Origin of the sequence: Bacillus sp. FSL K6-2944 (assembly GCF_038005385.1) — a bacterium.
Lineage (GTDB): Bacteria > Bacillota > Bacilli > Bacillales > Bacillaceae_G > Bacillus_A > Bacillus_A cereus.
Map to the genome: position 1 here is coordinate 456,946 of NZ_JBBOTE010000003.1, position 18,042 is coordinate 474,987.

Sequence of the window (18,042 nt, forward strand, 5' to 3'; positions counted from 1 at the left end):
TATTTACAATGACTAAAGAACAAATCATTGAAGCAGTTAAATCTATGACTGTATTAGAACTTAACGACTTAGTAAAAGCTATCGAGGAAGAATTCGGCGTAACTGCTGCTGCTCCTGTAGCTGTTGCTGGTGGCGCTGGAGAAGCTGCTGCTGAGAAAACTGAATTTGATGTGGAACTAACTAGCGCTGGTGCACAAAAAATCAAAGTTATCAAAGTTGTTCGTGAAATCACTGGTCTTGGCTTAAAAGAAGCTAAAGAATTAGTTGACAACACTCCAAAAGTAATCAAAGAAGCTGCTGCTAAAGAAGAAGCTGAAGAAATCAAAGCTAAACTTGAAGAAGTTGGCGCTGCTGTAGAAGTTAAGTAATTAACTTTTGATGCTTTAAAAAAAGCTCGCTCTCATGCGAGCTTTTTTTTTAACTGTAAAGAAAAGAGGTGGCCATATGGCAGACCATTATTTTTCTAACGACCCTTCTAGTAAAAGTGATCGTAAGCGATGGGAGTTTGACCTTCGTGGATCTCGATTTACTTTCTTATCTGACCATGGGGTGTTCTCGAAAAACGAAGTGGACTTTGGTTCCCGTCTTTTAATTGAAGCGTTTCAAATGCCAGATATTAAAGGTAATATATTAGACGTAGGTTGCGGATACGGTCCTATTGGTTTGTCGTTAGCGAAAGAGTTTCAAGGTCGTGAAGTTCACATGGTGGATGTGAATGAGAGGGCACTTGGGCTTGCGAAAGAAAACGCCGCTAATAACAAAATCGAGAATATACGTATTTTTCAAAGTAGCGTCTATGAAAATGTAGATGGTAAGTATGCTGCTATTCTATCTAACCCTCCAATTCGTGCGGGTAAAGATATCGTACATGAGATTTTAGAAAAAGCTGTGGAGTATTTAGTTCCAGGTGGAGAACTTTGGATTGTTATTCAAAAGAAACAAGGTGCACCGTCTGCGCTAAAAAAACTAGAAGAAGTATTTTCTGAGGTTGAGGTTGTAGAAAAGAAAAAAGGATATTATATCATAAAATCAAAAAAACGTTGACGGTTATTTTTGGCTATGTTAACATTATACAATGCCAATATATGATTTTCTGCGTTGAGAAAGATGTATATTTTTGTTTCTCTTGGAAAAGATAGTAAAATCAGCAGATTATGAAACAGAATGATGGTTTTCTTATAGAAGCCATTTTTCTTTTTTGAGCAGGTAGAAAGACTCAACGTATTTATCTTTAAGAGAAAGAGACTACGCTAATAGCAGTAGTTGTATTTATTTGTGATTTTGCACAAATTTTTTTGTGCATTTATAATACTCATGATTTGAGGGGTGAAGCAGTTGACAGGTCAACTAGTTCAATACGGACGCCACCGCCAACGAAGAAGTTATGCCCGTATTAGTGAAGTATTAGAGTTACCAAATCTTATCGAAATTCAAACCTCTTCTTATCAGTGGTTTCTTGATGAGGGTTTGCGAGAAATGTTCCAAGACATTTCTCCGATTGAAGACTTTACGGGAAATCTATCGCTTGAATTTATCGACTACAGCTTAGGTGAACCTAAATACTCTGTAGACGAATGCAAAGAGCGTGATGTGACGTATGCAGCACCACTTCGTGTAAAAGTGCGTCTAATCAACAAGGAAACTGGTGAAGTAAAAGAACAAGATGTGTTCATGGGAGATTTCCCACTCATGACAGAGACTGGAACATTCGTAATTAACGGTGCAGAACGTGTTATCGTTTCCCAGTTAGTTCGCTCTCCAAGCGTATACTATAGTGGCAAAGTGGATAAAAACGGAAAACGTGGTTTTACTGCTACTGTAATTCCAAACCGCGGAGCTTGGTTAGAGTATGAGACAGATGCTAAGGATGTTGTATATGTGCGTATTGACCGTACGCGTAAACTTCCTGTAACTGTTTTGTTACGCGCATTAGGGTTTGGCTCTGATCAAGAAATCACCGAGCTTTTAGGTGATAACGAATACTTAAGCAACACATTAGAAAAAGACAACACAGATAGCACAGAAAAAGCATTGCTTGAAATTTATGAGCGTCTACGTCCTGGTGAACCACCAACGGTAGAAAATGCTAAGAGCTTACTTGTGTCTCGTTTCTTTGATCCAAAGCGCTACGATTTAGCAAATGTAGGTCGCTATAAGATCAACAAGAAGTTACACATTAAAAACAGATTGTTTAATCAACGTTTAGCTGAAACATTAGTGGATCCAGAAACTGGTGAAATTTTAGCGGCAGAAGGAACAATCTTAGATCGTCGTACACTTGATCGCATTTTACCTTACTTAGAGAAAAACATTGGATTCAAAACAGCGAAACCAATGGGTGGAGTGGTAGAAGGCGATGTTGAGCTGCAATCTATTAAGATTTATGCTCCTGAGTCGGAAGGCGAACGCGTAATTAATGTAATTGGTAATGCAAACATTACTCGTGATGTGAAACACATTACACCAGGTGATATCCTTGCTTCTATCAGTTACTTCTTCAACCTACTATACAAAGTAGGGGATACAGATGATATTGACCATTTAGGAAACCGTCGTCTGCGTTCTGTTGGAGAACTGTTACAAAATCAATTCCGTATCGGTCTTTCTCGTATGGAACGTGTTGTTCGTGAGAGAATGTCGATCCAAGATACAAATGCAATTACACCACAGGCACTAATTAATATTCGTCCTGTTATTGCATCTATTAAAGAGTTCTTCGGAAGTTCTCAGTTATCTCAGTTTATGGACCAAACAAACCCATTAGCAGAGTTAACTCACAAACGAAGACTATCTGCATTAGGACCTGGTGGTTTAACGCGTGAGCGCGCAGGCTTTGAAGTGCGTGACGTTCATTACTCTCACTACGGTCGTATGTGTCCGATTGAAACACCAGAGGGACCAAACATCGGTTTGATTAACTCATTATCTTCGTTCGCGAAAGTAAATGAGTTTGGTTTCATTGAAACACCATACCGTCGTGTTGACCCAGAAACTGGTCTTGTAACAGGGCATGTTGATTACTTAACAGCAGATGAAGAAGATAACTATGTTGTAGCCCAAGCGAATATGAAATTATCTGACGAAGGTGAATTCCTAAGTGAAGATATCGTAGCTCGTTTCCGTGGTGAAAACATTGTCACAAATAGAGAACGCATCGACTACATGGATGTATCTCCAAAACAAGTAGTGTCGGCAGCGACAGCTTGTATTCCGTTCTTAGAAAACGATGACTCTAACCGCGCACTTATGGGAGCGAACATGCAACGTCAGGCGGTTCCGTTAATGAATCCGGAATCTCCGATTGTAGGTACAGGTATGGAGTACGTATCAGCAAAAGACTCAGGTGCTGCAGTAATCTGTAAACATCCTGGGGTTGTTGAGCGCGTAGAAGCACGTGAAGTTTGGGTACGTCGCTATGTAGAAGTTGACGGTCAAACAGTAAAAGGCGACTTAGATCGCTACAAAATGCAAAAATTCATTCGTTCTAACCAAGGAACTTGTTACAACCAACGTCCAATCGTAAGTGTTGGAAATGAAGTTGTAAAAGGTGAAATCCTTGCGGATGGTCCTTCTATGGAATTAGGTGAACTAGCACTTGGACGTAACGTGCTTGTTGGCTTCATGACTTGGGACGGTTATAACTACGAGGATGCGATCATCATGAGTGAGCGCCTTGTAAAAGATGATGTGTACACTTCTATTCATATTGAAGAATATGAATCAGAAGCTCGTGATACGAAGCTTGGACCAGAAGAAATTACACGTGACATTCCAAACGTTGGGGAAGACGCATTACGTAACCTTGACGAGCGCGGTATCATTCGCGTTGGTGCTGAAGTAAAAGATGGAGATTTACTTGTTGGTAAAGTAACACCTAAAGGTGTAACAGAATTAACAGCTGAAGAACGTCTATTACATGCTATCTTTGGAGAAAAAGCGCGTGAAGTACGTGATACATCACTACGTGTACCACATGGTGGTGGCGGTATTATCTTAGACGTAAAAGTATTCAACCGTGAAGATGGCGATGAATTGCCACCGGGCGTGAATCAACTTGTACGTGCATATATCGTTCAAAAACGTAAAATTTCTGAAGGTGACAAGATGGCCGGACGTCACGGTAACAAAGGTGTTATTTCTCGTATTTTACCAGAAGAAGATATGCCTTACCTACCAGACGGTACGCCAATCGATATCATGTTAAACCCATTAGGGGTACCATCTCGTATGAATATCGGTCAGGTATTAGAGCTTCATCTTGGTATGGCAGCAAGATACCTTGGCATTCACATTGCAACACCAGTATTCGATGGTGCTCGTGAGGAAGATGTTTGGGGCACAATTGAAGAAGCTGGTATGGCAAATGACGCGAAAACAATCCTGTATGACGGACGTACTGGTGAACCATTCGATAACCGCGTATCTGTTGGTGTCATGTATATGATCAAACTTGCGCACATGGTTGACGATAAACTTCATGCTCGTTCTACTGGACCATACTCACTTGTAACGCAGCAACCTCTTGGAGGTAAAGCTCAGTTCGGTGGACAGCGTTTCGGTGAGATGGAGGTTTGGGCACTTGAAGCTTACGGTGCTGCTTATACTCTTCAAGAAATCTTAACAGTGAAGTCTGATGATGTTGTTGGACGTGTTAAGACTTATGAAGCAATTGTTAAAGGCGAAAATGTTCCAGAACCAGGCGTTCCTGAATCATTCAAAGTATTGATTAAAGAGCTGCAAAGTTTAGGTATGGACGTTAAAATGATGTCTAGCGACGATACAGAAATTGAAATGCGTGATACAGAAGATGACGATGATCATCAATCAGCAGATAAATTGAATGTCGAAGTTGAGACAACTAAGGAATAATTGGGATAACCTGTAGACTAAAAGGGAGGTAGGCCCCTTGATAGATGTAAATAACTTTGAATATATGAAGATTGGACTTGCTTCACCTGACAAGATTCGTTCTTGGTCATACGGTGAAGTTAAGAAACCAGAAACTATTAACTATCGTACGTTAAAGCCTGAAAAAGATGGCTTATTCTGTGAGCGTATTTTCGGACCACAAAAGGACTGGGAATGTCATTGCGGAAAATACAAACGTGTACGTTATAAAGGTGTAGTTTGTGATCGATGTGGCGTTGAAGTAACGCGTGCAAAAGTACGTCGTGAACGTATGGGTCATATCGAATTAGCTGCTCCTGTATCTCATATTTGGTATTTCAAAGGTATCCCGAGCCGCATGGGACTTGTCTTAGACATGTCCCCTCGCGCGCTTGAAGAAGTAATTTATTTCGCTTCTTATGTTGTAACAGAAAGTGGAGATACACCACTTGATAAGAAGCAATTACTTTCTGAAAAAGAATACCGTGCATATCGTGATCGATATGGTAGCACATTCCAAGCTGCTATGGGTGCAGAAGCAATTAAAAAGCTACTACAAGACATCGATTTAGATAAAGAAGTAGACTTCTTAAAAGAAGAATTAAAAACAGCACAAGGACAACGCCGTACTCGTGCTATTAAACGTCTAGAAGTATTAGAAGCATTCCGTAACTCTGGAAATGAACCGTCTTGGATGATCTTAGATGTTCTACCAGTAATCCCACCAGAACTACGCCCAATGGTACAGTTAGACGGTGGACGTTTTGCTACTTCTGACTTAAACGACTTATACCGTCGTGTAATTAACCGTAACAACCGTTTAAAACGTCTATTGGACTTAGGTGCACCAAGCATCATTGTTCAAAACGAAAAACGTATGTTACAAGAAGCTGTAGACGCATTAATCGATAATGGTCGTCGTGGCCGTCCAGTTACTGGGCCAGGTAACCGTCCATTAAAATCACTATCTCACATGCTTAAAGGTAAACAAGGACGTTTCCGTCAAAACTTATTAGGTAAACGTGTTGACTACTCTGGTCGTTCTGTAATCGTTGTAGGACCGAACTTAAAGATGTATCAATGTGGATTGCCAAAAGAAATGGCGCTTGAACTGTTCAAACCTTTCGTAATGAAAGAGTTAGTTGAAAAAGGATTAGCACATAACATTAAGAGTGCGAAACGTAAAATCGAGCGTGTACAACCTGAAGTTTGGGACGTTTTAGAGTCTGTGATTAAAGAACATCCAGTACTTCTAAACCGCGCACCAACACTTCACCGTCTTGGTATCCAGGCGTTTGAACCTACATTAGTAGAAGGTCGCGCAATCCGTCTTCACCCACTTGTATGTACTGCATACAACGCGGACTTTGACGGTGACCAAATGGCCGTTCACGTACCTTTATCATCAGAAGCTCAAGCTGAAGCTCGTCTTCTTATGTTAGCGGCACAAAACATCTTGAACCCGAAAGACGGTAAACCAGTTGTTACTCCATCTCAGGATATGGTATTAGGTAACTATTACTTAACACTTGAGCGTGAAGGTGCAATCGGTGAAGGTATGGTCTTCAAAGATGCAAACGAAGCATTGCTTGCATATCAAAATGGATATGTTCATCTTCATACACGTGTTGCAGTAGCTGCAAGTGCAGTAAACAACGCAACATTTACTGAAGAGCAAAAGAGTATGCTTCTATTAACAACAGTTGGTAAATTAATATTTAACGAAATCTTACCAGAGTCGTTCCCTTATATTAATGAACCAACAAATTCAAACCTTGAAAAAGAAACACCAGCGAAATATTTCGTTGAAAAAGGTGCGAACATTAAAGAAATTATTGCTAGTCGCGAAGAAGTGGCGCCATTTAGCAAGAAGATCCTTGGTAACATCATTGCGGAAGTGTTCAAACGTTTCCAAATTACAGAAACGTCTCGCATGCTTGACCGTATGAAAAACTTAGGATTCAAGTACTCTACAAAAGCTGGTATTACAGTTGGGGTATCTGACATTCTTGTATTAGGCGAAAAAGATGAAATTCTCCACGAAGCACAAGCAAAAGTAGATAATGTAATTAAACAATTCCGTCGCGGTTTAATCACGGAAGAAGAACGTTACGATCGCGTTATCTCTATTTGGAGTAATGCAAAAGATGTTATCCAAGGAAAACTGATGAAATCCTTGAATAAACGCAACCCAATCTTCATGATGAGTGACTCAGGTGCCCGTGGTAACGCATCTAACTTTACTCAGCTTGCTGGTATGCGTGGTCTTATGGCCAATCCATCTGGTCGTATCATCGAACTTCCAATCAAATCGAGTTTCCGTGAAGGTTTAACAGTACTTGAGTACTTCATCTCTACGCATGGTGCGCGTAAAGGTCTTGCCGATACAGCACTTAAAACTGCCGATTCTGGTTACTTAACACGTCGTCTTGTTGACGTTGCACAAGATGTAATCGTTCGTGAAGATGATTGTGGAACAGATCGCGGTTTATTAATTGGTGCGATTAAAGAGGGTAATGAAGTTATCGAGTCATTATATGATCGTCTTGTTGGACGTTTTGCAAGAAAAACTGTAAAACATCCTGAAACAGGTGAAGTATTAGTTGCTGAAAATCAATTAATTACTGAAGATATCGCTCATATCGTTGAAAATTCGGGTGTTGAAACTGTAAACATTCGTTCAGCGTTTACGTGTAACACTCGCCACGGTGTATGTAAGAAGTGTTACGGTCGTAACTTAGCAACTGGAACAGACGTAGAAGTAGGAGAAGCGGTAGGTATTATCGCAGCTCAATCTATCGGTGAGCCAGGTACACAGTTAACGATGCGTACATTCCATACAGGTGGGGTTGCCGGAGATGATATTACTCAAGGTTTACCTCGTATCCAAGAGATCTTCGAAGCTCGTAATCCGAAAGGTCAGGCAGTTATCAGTGAAATCGACGGTGTTATCGCAGCGATCAACGACGTTAAAGATCGCCAAGAAGTAGTTGTACAGGGTGAAGTTGAAGCTCGTACGTATGCTATTCCTTACGGTGCTCGTCTGAAAGTAACTCCAGGACAGCCAATTAGCCACGGTAAAGAGTTAACAGAAGGTTCTATTGATCCGAAAGAATTACTAAAAGTAACGGACATTACGGCGGTTCAAGAATACTTATTACGTGAAGTTCAAAAAGTATACCGTATGCAAGGGGTAGAAATTGGTGACAAACACGTAGAGGTAATGGTACGTCAAATGTTACGTAAAGTTCGTGTAAGTGATGCAGGTGAAACAGATGTATTACCAGGAACATTACTAGATATCCATCAGTTTACTGATGCGAATGCTAAGGTCTTACTGCAAGGTAAGCAACCAGCAACAGCTAGACCTGTTCTACTTGGTATTACAAAAGCTTCACTTGAAACAGATTCATTCTTATCTGCAGCATCGTTCCAAGAAACAACTCGTGTCTTAACTGATGCAGCAATTAAGGGTAAACGCGATGAACTTCTAGGATTAAAAGAAAATGTTATTATCGGTAAACTTGTTCCTGCTGGAACAGGTATGAATCGTTATCGCAAAGTGGATCTTGTAAAAACAACACAAGATGACATGAACGTAGAAAACGATGAGGTTTATGTGGAACAGTAAAATTTTCCGTCATAAATTTTGTATAAAAACAATTAATCTTAGTTGACATTGTATGAGTCAAAATGTTACTATAATCAAGGTTGCTCCTGAACGATGCTTTGGAGGATATTTATATGTCTTATCAAAAAGTATCAACTGCTGAAAATGTAGTCGTTGGTCATAAACGCACATTGGAAGCAATCAAAAATGGTACAGTTAAAGAAGTTGTCATCGCAGAGGATGCTGACATGCGGTTAACCCATGCTATCATTCGTATTGCAATGCAATATAACGTGCCCATAACAAAAGTTGAATCAGTTCGTAAGCTTGGTAAAGCTTCGGGGATTCAAGTGGGAGCTTCAGCAATAGGAATAATAAGTTAAAACTGTTTTTGTGAGGAGAGAGCATTTGCTCTTCCTTGCAAAAACTTTGTTTTCAACTAATAATGAACCACCTGGATATGTGGTCATACAAACATGCGAAGGGAGGATAATCAAATGCCTACTATTAACCAATTAGTGAGAAATGGTCGTACTGATAAAGTATGGAAATCTAAATCACCTGCGTTAAACAAAGGTTTTAACTCTTTAAAGAAAAAATCAACTGATATCTCTGCACCTCAAAAACGTGGTGTATGTACTCGTGTTGGTACAATGACTCCAAAGAAACCTAACTCAGCGTTACGTAAATACGCTCGTGTACGTTTAACAAACGGTATCGAGGTTACAGCTTACATCCCAGGTATCGGTCATAACCTACAAGAGCATAGCGTAGTATTAATTCGCGGTGGTCGTGTAAAGGATTTACCGGGGGTACGTTACCACATCGTTCGTGGTGCGCTTGACACAGCTGGTGTTGACAAACGTATGCAAGGACGTTCTAAATATGGTACTAAGAGACCAAAACCTGCTAAAAAATAATAACTTTAAAATGAAAGGAGGAACTCAATATGCCTCGTAAAGGACCTGTTGCGAAACGTGACGTGTTACCAGATCCAATGTACAATTCGAAGCTAGTAACACGCCTTATCAACAAAATGATGGTTGACGGTAAAAAAGGTAAATCTCAAACAATTCTTTATAATGCGTTCGATATCGTAAACGAACGTACTGGTAAAGAGCCAATGGAAGTATTCGAGCAAGCTCTTAAGAACATCATGCCTGTTCTTGAAGTACGCGCTCGTCGTGTTGGTGGTGCTAACTACCAAGTTCCAGTTGAGGTTCGTCCAGAACGCCGTACAACTTTAGGTCTTCGTTGGTTAGTAAACTACGCTCGTCTTCGTGGTGAAAAAACTATGGAAGAGCGTCTTGCTAACGAAATCTTAGATGCAGCTAACAACGCTGGTGCATCTGTTAAGAAACGTGAAGACACTCATAAAATGGCAGAAGCTAACAAAGCATTTGCTCATTACCGTTGGTAGGATTCAACGTAAAATAAATGTAAGCATAAACCGCTTTATTTGTCGCTTATGGAAGTGTGGAGAGGGAGAATGCCTCTCCCTTTCATCGGGCGCTCGTTTTACATAATGAGAGTACTGGACATACTGACATGTGTAACAATATAAAGTGGCTTTTTTGCTACTTAAAATAAAAAAATCCAATCCATATATGGAAGGAGCAAGACACCAAATGGCAAGAGAGTTCTCTTTAGAAAACACTCGTAATATTGGTATCATGGCTCACATCGATGCTGGTAAAACAACAGCAACTGAGCGTATTCTGTACTACACAGGACGTATTCATAAAATCGGTGAAACTCACGAAGGTGCATCTCAGATGGACTGGATGGAGCAAGAGCAAGAGCGTGGTATCACAATTACTTCTGCTGCAACTACAGCACAATGGAAAGGTCATCGTGTAAACATCATTGATACTCCAGGACACGTAGATTTCACAGTAGAAGTAGAACGTTCTTTACGCGTACTTGATGGCGCTGTAGCAGTACTTGATGCGCAATCTGGTGTAGAACCACAAACAGAAACTGTTTGGCGTCAGGCTACTACTTACGGCGTACCTCGTATCGTATTCGTTAACAAAATGGATAAGATCGGTGCAGATTTCTTATACTCTGTAGGAACAATCCACGATCGTTTACAAGCAAACGCACATCCAATTCAGTTACCAATCGGTGCTGAAGATGAGTTCAATGGTATCATTGACCTTGTTGAAGAGTGTGCTTACATGTACGGTAACGATTTAGGAACAGACATTCAACGTGTTGAAATTCCTGAAGAGCACAAAGAATTAGCTGAAGAATACCGTGGAAAACTTATTGAAGCGGTAGCTGAGCTTGATGAAGAAATGATGATGAAGTACCTAGAAGGTGAAGAAATCACTGTAGAAGAGCTTAAAGCTGGTATCCGTAAGGCTACAACTTCTGTAGAATTCTTCCCAGTAATTTGTGGTTCTGCATTCAAAAACAAAGGTGTTCAAATTCTGTTAGACGCAGTTATCGACTACCTTCCATCTCCACTAGATGTACCTGCTATTAAAGGTACTCTACCGGATACAGATGAAGAAGTAGAACGTAAGTCTAGCGATGAAGAACCATTCGCAGCTTTAGCATTCAAAATCATGACTGACCCTTATGTTGGTAAGTTAACGTTCTTCCGTGTGTACTCTGGTGTGTTAAACTCTGGATCATACGTGAAAAACTCAACTAAAGGTAAGCGTGAGCGTGTAGGTCGTATCCTACAAATGCACGCTAACAGCCGTGAAGAGATTTCAACAGTTTACGCTGGTGATATCGCTGCTGCTGTAGGTTTAAAAGATACTACTACTGGTGATACTCTTTGTGACGAGAAGAGCCTTGTTATCCTTGAGTCTATGGAATTCCCAGAGCCAGTTATCTCTGTAGCTATCGAACCAAAATCTAAAGCTGACCAAGATAAAATGGGTACAGCATTATCTAAGCTTTCTGAAGAAGATCCAACATTCCGTGCTCACACTGACCAAGAAACTGGCCAAACTATCATCGCTGGTATGGGTGAACTTCACCTTGATATCATCGTTGACCGTATGCGCCGTGAATTCAAAGTGGAAGCAAACGTTGGTGCTCCTCAGGTAGCATACCGTGAGACTTTCCGCGCTGCTGCGAAAGTTGAAGGTAAGTTCGCTCGTCAATCTGGTGGTCGTGGACAATTCGGTCACGTTTGGATTGAGTTTGAACCTAACGAAGAAGGTAAAGGATTCGAATTCGAAAACAAGATCGTCGGTGGTGTAGTTCCTCGTGAATACATCCCAGCTGTTGGAGCAGGTCTTGAAGATGCACTTAAAAATGGTGTACTAGCTGGTTATCCACTAGTTGACATTAAAGCTGCATTAGTTGACGGATCTTACCATGATGTCGATTCATCTGAGATGGCGTTCAAAATCGCTGCATCTATGGCACTTAAAGCTGCGGTTTCTAAATGTAGCCCAGTAATTCTTGAGCCAATGATGAAAGTTGAAGTTGTAATTCCTGAAGAGTACATGGGTGACATTATGGGTGACGTAACATCTCGTCGTGGACGTGTAGAAGGTATGGAAGCTCGCGGTAACGCACAAGTTGTTCGCGCTATGGTTCCACTTTCTGAAATGTTCGGTTATGCAACGTCATTACGTTCTAACACTCAAGGACGCGGAACATTCTCTATGGTGTTTGACCACTATGAAGAAGTACCAAAGTCTGTTTCTGAAGAAATTATCAAAAAAAATAAAGGTGAATAATTGATTTTTATCGATTGTTCAAGTATAACTACTTATGTAAGCTTAGAAAGTGGGACGTAAGTTTCACTTTCTAGTCTAAATATAAAATAACCTATATAAACTAAGGAGGAATTTAGAATGGCTAAAGCTAAATTCGAACGTTCTAAACCCCATGTTAACATCGGTACAATCGGCCACGTTGACCATGGTAAAACTACATTAACTGCTGCGATCACTACAGTTCTTGCAAAAGCTGGTGGTGCTGAAGCACGCGGATACGATCAAATCGATGCTGCTCCAGAAGAAAGAGAGCGCGGTATCACAATCTCAACTGCACACGTTGAGTACGAAACTGAAACTCGTCACTATGCACACGTTGACTGCCCAGGTCACGCTGACTATGTTAAAAACATGATCACTGGTGCTGCTCAAATGGACGGCGGTATCTTAGTAGTATCTGCTGCTGATGGCCCAATGCCTCAAACACGTGAGCACATCCTTCTTTCTCGTCAAGTAGGTGTTCCTTACATCGTTGTATTCTTAAACAAATGCGACATGGTAGATGACGAAGAATTATTAGAATTAGTAGAAATGGAAGTTCGCGACCTATTATCTGAATACGGATTCCCAGGCGACGACATTCCTGTAATCAAAGGTTCTGCTCTTAAAGCTCTTCAAGGAGAAGCTGATTGGGAAGCAAAAATCATTGAATTAATGGCTGAAGTTGATGCTTACATCCCAACTCCAGAACGTGAAACTGACAAACCATTCTTAATGCCTGTAGAGGACGTATTCTCTATCACAGGTCGTGGTACAGTTGCTACTGGTCGTGTTGAGCGCGGTATCGTTAAAGTTGGTGACGTAGTAGAAATCATCGGTCTTGCTGAAGAAAATGCTTCTACAACTGTAACTGGTGTAGAGATGTTCCGTAAACTTCTTGACCAAGCTCAAGCTGGAGACAACATCGGTGCTTTACTTCGTGGGGTTGCTCGTGAAGGCATCCAACGTGGACAAGTACTTGCAAAAAGCGGTTCTGTAAAAGCTCACGCTAAATTCAAAGCTGAAGTTTTCGTATTATCTAAAGAAGAAGGTGGACGTCACACTCCATTCTTCGCTAACTACCGTCCTCAGTTCTACTTCCGTACAACTGACGTAACTGGTATCATCCAATTACCAGAAGGTACTGAAATGGTAATGCCTGGTGACAACATCGAAATGACTATCGAACTTATCGCTCCAATCGCTATCGAAGAGGGAACTAAATTCTCTATTCGTGAAGGTGGACGTACAGTAGGTTACGGTGTAGTTGCTACTATCGTTGAGTAATCTTAACTGATATAAAAAAACCTAAGGGATTTTCCCTTAGGTTTTTTGTTTGCGTTTATATAAGGAAGAAGAGGGTGTTTTTTGTTTTGACGAGTTTCTTCTATAGTATTATAAAAACGACAAAAGATAATCCAGAAACTGTAAAATGAATTCTGTTAGATGAAAACTTGAAATTCTTTAAAGTGCCATGTATAATAGCAAAAGTAGAGAAAAGCAGATGCAAACAAAAAGATGCTTGCATCTAGACGAATAACATTGTATAATAGACAATGTTGGTCTTTGACTGCGATGAAGTGGAAGGTTGCTGACACACCCGGCCGCTTTGCCATGGCATGGTGTGGGGAAATTTCCATGGAGAAGGTCTATTTTAGAAATAGGCGAACGAAGGAGGGAAAATAATGGCAAAAGAAAAAATTCGTATCCGTTTAAAAGCTTACGATCACCGTATTCTTGATCAGTCAGCTGAGAAAATTGTAGAAACAGCTAAGCGTTCTGGGGCAACAGTTTCTGGTCCGATCCCATTACCAACTGAAAAAACTGTTTACACAATTCTTCGTGCTGTTCATAAGTACAAAGATTCTCGTGAGCAATTCGAAATGCGCACGCACAAACGTCTAATCGACATCGTGAGTCCTACTCCACAAACAGTAGATTCATTAATGCGTTTAGACTTACCATCTGGTGTAGATATCGAAATCAAACTATAATTTATATAACTTAAAAATGTAGGAGGTGTAACTCATGACCAAAGGAATCTTAGGAAGAAAGATCGGTATGACTCAAGTATTTGCTGAGAACGGTGAGTTAATCCCAGTAACAGTTATCGCTGCTAATCCAAACGTTGTTCTTCAAAAGAAAACAACTGAAACTGATGGCTACAATGCAATCCAGTTAGGATTTGAAGATAAACGTGAAAAGTTAACTAACAAACCTGAACAAGGCCACACTGCTAAAGCATCTACAACTCCTAAGCGCTTCATTCGCGAAATCCGCGATGCAGACGTGGACGGATTAGAGGTTGGTCAAGAGGTAAAAGTTGACGTATTCGCTACAGGTGAAATCGTTGATGTAACAGGAATTTCTAAAGGTAAAGGTTTCCAAGGTGTTATCAAACGCCACGGACAATCTCGCGGACCTATGTCTCATGGTTCTCGCTATCACCGTCGTCCAGGTTCAATGGGCCCAGTTGCTCCGAACCGTGTATTCAAAGGCAAAAAACTTGCTGGACGTATGGGTGGAGACCAAGTTACTATCCAAAACTTAGAAATCGTTCAAGTTGACACTGAGCGCAACTTATTACTAGTAAAAGGTAACGTTCCAGGTGCTAAGAAATCTCTTGTAGTTGTTCAAGGCGCTGTGAAGGTTAGCAAATAATTCACAATAGGAAGGAGGAATTCCAATGCCAAAAGTTACTGTATATAACCAAACTGGTTCACAGGTTGGTGAAATCGAATTAGCTGAAGCTATTTTCGGTATCGAACCAAATGAAGCTGTACTTTTCGAAGCTGTAATGATGCAACGTGCATCTTTACGTCAAGGTACACACAAAGTAAAAACTCGCTCTGAAGTTCGCGGTGGTGGTCGTAAACCATGGCGTCAAAAAGGAACTGGACGTGCTCGTCAAGGGTCTATCCGCTCTCCTCAATGGCGTGGTGGTGGTACGGTATTCGGACCTACACCAAGAAGCTATGCGTACAAACTTCCTAAGAAAGTTCGTCGTTTAGCAATCAAATCTGCATTAGCTACTAAAGTAGTTGAGAACAACATTGTAGTTCTTGAAGACCTAGTGTTAAATGCACCAAAAACAAAAGACATGCTAGCAGTACTTAAAGGATTAACTGTTGAGAAGAAAGCTCTTATCGTAACTGCTGATGCAAACGAATCTGTAGAGTTATCTGCTCGCAATATCCCTGGAGTAACAGTAATCACTGCTGATGGCGTAAACGTTTTAGACGTGCTTCATCATGATAAGCTAATCATGACAAAAGCGGCAGTGGAAAAAGTAGAGGAGGTGCTTGCATAATGAGAGATCCTCGTGATATCATTAAGCGCCCAGTTATCACTGAACGTTCTATGGAAATGATGGCTGAAAAAAAATACACGTTCGATGTGGACGTTAAATCTAATAAAACAGAAGTTAAAGATGCTCTTGAAGCGATCTTTGGTGTTAAAGTAGAAAAAGTGAACATCATGAACTACAAGCCGAAAGCAAAACGCGTTGGTCGTCACGCTGGTTTTACTAGCCGTCGTCGTAAAGCAATCGTTAAGCTAACTGCTGACAGCAAAGAAATCGAAATCTTCCAAGGCGTTTAATTCTTACTAAAGAAGGAGGGAAATTGAGATGGGAATCAAAAAGTATAATCCAACTACTAACGGTCGTCGTAATATGACTACGAATGATTTCGCTGAAATCACGACTGATAGACCCGAAAAGTCATTACTTGCTCCTTTAAGCAAGAAGGCTGGTCGTAATAACCAAGGTAAAATCACTGTACGTCATCAAGGTGGCGGACATAAGCGTCAATACCGTATCATCGACTTTAAGCGTAACAAAGATGGAATTCCAGGACGCGTTGCTACGATCGAATACGATCCAAACCGCTCTGCGAATATCGCATTAATTAACTACGTTGACGGTGAAAAACGTTACATTCTTGCTCCTAAATCTTTAGAAGTAGGTATGGAAGTTATGTCTGGCCCAGAAGCTGACATTAAAATCGGTAACGCATTACCATTAATCAACATTCCAGTAGGTACTGTTGTTCATAACATCGAGCTTAAGCCTGGTCGTGGCGGACAATTAGTTCGTTCTGCTGGTACATCTGCTCAAGTACTTGGTAAAGAAGGTAAATACGTACTTGTACGTTTAACTTCTGGTGAAGTACGTCTTGTATTATCTGCTTGTCGCGCTTCAATCGGTCAAGTAGGTAACGAACAACACGAACTTATCAAAATCGGTAAAGCAGGTCGCTCTCGCTGGTTAGGTAAACGCCCAACAGTTCGTGGTTCTGTAATGAACCCTGTTGATCACCCACACGGTGGTGGTGAAGGACGTTCTCCAATCGGACGTAAGTCTCCAATGTCTCCATGGGGTAAACCAACTCTTGGATTCAAGACTCGTAAAAAAAACAAAGCGTCTGACAAATTTATCGTTCGTCGTCGTAAAAAATAATGGGATTGTAGTACGGTTCATTTCTAGAACCGTACGCCAATCACGAAGGGAGGCACCAAAATGGCTCGTAGCTTAAAAAAAGGACCATTTGTCGATGATCACTTAATGAGCAAAATGGAAAAATTAGTTGCATCTGAGCAAAAACAAGTTGTTAAAACTTGGTCTCGCCGTTCAACAATCTTCCCTCAGTTCATCGGACACACAATCGCTGTATATGATGGTCGTAAACACGTACCTGTGTACATCACTGAGGATATGGTTGGCCATAAGTTAGGTGAATTCGCACCAACTCGTACGTACAAAGGTCACCTTGCTGACGATAAGAAAACTAGAAGATAATGAGAGGAGGCACTTCAATGCAAGCTAAAGCAGTAGCGAGAACAGTTCGTATTGCTCCTCGTAAAGTTCGTTTAGTAGTAGACTTAATCCGAGGTAAGCAAGTGGGTGAAGCGATTGCTATCCTTAACCACACACCAAAAACTGCTTCTCCAGTTGTAGAAAAAGTTTTAAAATCTGCAATCGCAAATGCAGAGCACAATTATGAGATGGACATTAACAACCTAGTTGTAGAAAAAGTTTTCGTTGACGAAGGTCCAACGTTAAAACGTTTCCGTCCACGTGCAATGGGTCGTGCAAGCCAAATTAACAAACGCACAAGCCACATCACAGTTGTGGTATCAGAAAAGAAGGAGGGATAATCGATGGGTCAAAAGGTTAATCCAATTGGTCTTCGTGTCGGCGTTATCCGTGACTGGGAATCTCGTTGGTTCGCTGAGAAAGATTACGCTACATTATTACATGAAGACATCAAAATCCGTGAGTACATTAATGTACGCTTAAAAGATTCTGCTGTTGCTAAAGTAGAAATCGAACGTGCAGCAAATCGTGTAAATGTTACAATTCACACTGCAAAACCTGGTATGGTAATTGGTAAAGGTGGTACTGAAGTTGAAGCACTTCGTAAAGCTCTTAACCAATTAACAGGCAAGCGTGTACACATCAACATTTTAGAAGTTAAGAGAGCTGATCTTAACGCTAAATTAGTAGGCGAAAACATCGCTCGTCAATTAGAAAACCGTGTATCATTCCGTCGTGCACAAAAGCAAGTTATTCAACGTGCTATGCGTGCAGGTGCTAAAGGTATTAAAACACAGGTTTCTGGTCGTCTTGGCGGAGCTGATATCGCTCGTGCAGAATCTTACAGTGAAGGAACTGTTCCACTTCATACACTTCGCGCTGATATTGACTATGCAGCAGTTGAAGCTGATACAACATACGGTAAATTAGGCGTAAAAGTATGGATCTACCGTGGAGAAGTCCTTCCTACAAAAAAGAAAGCTTCTGAGGAAGGAGGAAAATAA

17 protein-coding genes are annotated in these 18,042 nt (G+C 40.8%); all 17 read left to right on the forward strand.

The window, feature by feature from the left end:
* The first annotated feature begins 8 nt into the window (after positions 1–8).
* Complete coding sequence (gene rplL / locus MHH55_RS28825; RefSeq protein WP_000159736.1) at positions 9–368, forward strand: 50S ribosomal protein L7/L12; 360 nt, start codon at positions 9–11, stop codon at positions 366–368.
* A gap of 76 nt (positions 369–444) precedes the next feature.
* A complete protein-coding gene (locus tag MHH55_RS28830; protein ID WP_000763268.1) occupies positions 445–1,044 on the forward strand; it encodes a class I SAM-dependent methyltransferase in 600 nt (199 codons plus the stop codon).
* A 291-nt stretch (positions 1,045–1,335) separates the two neighbouring features.
* Positions 1,336–4,869 (forward strand): DNA-directed RNA polymerase subunit beta, encoded by a 3,534-nt coding sequence (gene rpoB, locus MHH55_RS28835; RefSeq protein WP_000147553.1) that lies wholly within the window; start codon positions 1,336–1,338, stop codon positions 4,867–4,869.
* A gap of 37 nt (positions 4,870–4,906) precedes the next feature.
* Positions 4,907–8,518 (forward strand): DNA-directed RNA polymerase subunit beta', encoded by a 3,612-nt coding sequence (rpoC, locus tag MHH55_RS28840; protein ID WP_000567939.1) that lies wholly within the window; start codon positions 4,907–4,909, stop codon positions 8,516–8,518.
* Positions 8,519–8,631: 113 nt separating this feature from the next.
* Positions 8,632–8,880 carry a 50S ribosomal protein L7ae-like protein gene (locus MHH55_RS28845; RefSeq protein ID WP_000121836.1) on the forward strand — a complete coding sequence of 83 codons (249 nt, stop codon included), beginning with the start codon at positions 8,632–8,634 and terminating at the stop codon, positions 8,878–8,880.
* Between the two features lie 114 nt (positions 8,881–8,994).
* Positions 8,995–9,417 carry a 30S ribosomal protein S12 gene (gene rpsL / locus MHH55_RS28850; protein ID WP_001142341.1) on the forward strand — a complete coding sequence of 141 codons (423 nt, stop codon included), beginning with the start codon at positions 8,995–8,997 and terminating at the stop codon, positions 9,415–9,417.
* Positions 9,418–9,446: 29 nt separating this feature from the next.
* Positions 9,447–9,917 (forward strand): 30S ribosomal protein S7, encoded by a 471-nt coding sequence (rpsG, locus tag MHH55_RS28855; protein WP_001137491.1) that lies wholly within the window; start codon positions 9,447–9,449, stop codon positions 9,915–9,917.
* Positions 9,918–10,125: 208 nt separating this feature from the next.
* Positions 10,126–12,204 (forward strand): elongation factor G, encoded by a 2,079-nt coding sequence (fusA, locus tag MHH55_RS28860; protein ID WP_000090370.1) that lies wholly within the window; start codon positions 10,126–10,128, stop codon positions 12,202–12,204.
* Between the two features lie 117 nt (positions 12,205–12,321).
* The gene (gene tuf, locus MHH55_RS28865) at positions 12,322–13,509 is read left to right on the forward strand and encodes an elongation factor Tu (RefSeq protein WP_340881877.1); all 1,188 of its coding nucleotides are present in this window, start codon (positions 12,322–12,324) and stop codon (positions 13,507–13,509) included.
* Positions 13,510–13,907: 398 nt separating this feature from the next.
* Positions 13,908–14,216 carry a 30S ribosomal protein S10 gene (gene rpsJ, locus MHH55_RS28870; RefSeq protein ID WP_001040596.1) on the forward strand — a complete coding sequence of 103 codons (309 nt, stop codon included), beginning with the start codon at positions 13,908–13,910 and terminating at the stop codon, positions 14,214–14,216.
* A gap of 34 nt (positions 14,217–14,250) precedes the next feature.
* Positions 14,251–14,883 (forward strand): 50S ribosomal protein L3, encoded by a 633-nt coding sequence (rplC, locus tag MHH55_RS28875; protein ID WP_000160207.1) that lies wholly within the window; start codon positions 14,251–14,253, stop codon positions 14,881–14,883.
* A gap of 25 nt (positions 14,884–14,908) precedes the next feature.
* On the forward strand, positions 14,909–15,532 hold the full coding sequence (gene rplD / locus MHH55_RS28880) for a 50S ribosomal protein L4 (protein ID WP_001127258.1): 624 nt from the start codon (positions 14,909–14,911) through the stop codon (positions 15,530–15,532).
* A complete protein-coding gene (rplW, locus tag MHH55_RS28885; RefSeq protein ID WP_001205558.1) occupies positions 15,532–15,822 on the forward strand; it encodes a 50S ribosomal protein L23 in 291 nt (96 codons plus the stop codon). The genes rplD and rplW overlap by 1 nt, the downstream gene beginning before the upstream one ends.
* A gap of 28 nt (positions 15,823–15,850) precedes the next feature.
* Positions 15,851–16,681 (forward strand): 50S ribosomal protein L2, encoded by an 831-nt coding sequence (rplB, locus tag MHH55_RS28890; RefSeq protein WP_000511583.1) that lies wholly within the window; start codon positions 15,851–15,853, stop codon positions 16,679–16,681.
* A 60-nt stretch (positions 16,682–16,741) separates the two neighbouring features.
* On the forward strand, positions 16,742–17,020 hold the full coding sequence (gene rpsS, locus MHH55_RS28895) for a 30S ribosomal protein S19 (RefSeq protein ID WP_000124454.1): 279 nt from the start codon (positions 16,742–16,744) through the stop codon (positions 17,018–17,020).
* Positions 17,021–17,037: 17 nt separating this feature from the next.
* Positions 17,038–17,379, forward strand: a complete 342-nt coding sequence (rplV, locus tag MHH55_RS28900) for a 50S ribosomal protein L22 (protein WP_001148024.1) — start codon at positions 17,038–17,040, stop codon at positions 17,377–17,379.
* Positions 17,380–17,382: 3 nt separating this feature from the next.
* Positions 17,383–18,042 carry a 30S ribosomal protein S3 gene (rpsC, locus tag MHH55_RS28905; RefSeq protein ID WP_000529956.1) on the forward strand — a complete coding sequence of 220 codons (660 nt, stop codon included), beginning with the start codon at positions 17,383–17,385 and terminating at the stop codon, positions 18,040–18,042.